Source organism: Tessaracoccus sp. OH4464_COT-324 (genome assembly GCF_003932855.1).
Taxonomy (GTDB): domain Bacteria; phylum Actinomycetota; class Actinomycetes; order Propionibacteriales; family Propionibacteriaceae; genus Arachnia.
The window spans coordinates 1-540 of sequence record NZ_RQYZ01000078.1 but is presented as its reverse complement, the minus strand read 5'-3'; the positions used below and the strand labels follow the sequence as shown (position 1 = coordinate 540).

At 61.7% G+C, this 540-nt stretch carries 1 protein-coding gene; it reads left to right on the top strand.

Going from position 1 to position 540, the window contains the following annotated elements:
- Nucleotides 1–98: 98 nt before the first annotated feature.
- Nucleotides 99–540, top strand: a 442-nt coding sequence (locus EII42_RS12225) for a hypothetical protein (protein WP_148098060.1), incomplete at its 3' end; no start/stop codon positions are given.

Sequence of the window (540 nt, the reverse complement as noted above, 5' to 3'; positions counted from 1 at the left end):
ACCAGCTGCGCGACTTTTTCAAGTCTTTGAAAGACGGTGGGCAAGGAGCTAAGGCCCTTGAGACGAGCAATCAGGCCGCGGAGAACAGGCTGCGCGCCATGGTCGGTTTGCTGGGCAACGCGTGCGCGATCGCCGAAAAGTACCTCCACATCCCCGACCAACTCCAATACGAAGGGGTCCAGTGGCAACACGCCGCCGAAATCGTGCGGAAAATCACGGAGAGCTCGCCGGGAAGGGAGTACGTGCCCGGATGGACCGGGCCCGCGGCCGAGGCCTACACCCGGGTCGCGATAATGCAAACCGAGGCCTGCAAGGAATGGCACGGGCTCACCCGAGTGGTTGTGGACCTCTACCGGATATCTCACGATACCAATGTTGCGATGTTGGAGGCGATCTATCAGGGTGTGCTGTACGTCGTCGAGCGGCGTGGCTATCTGCCCGAGCCCAGTGAGACCTTCGCCGCTACCTGGAAGCTGGGCGATGCGGTGCAGCGGACCGTGAAGGAGATCACGTCTCTCGGGGCCACGCTGGAAGAGACTT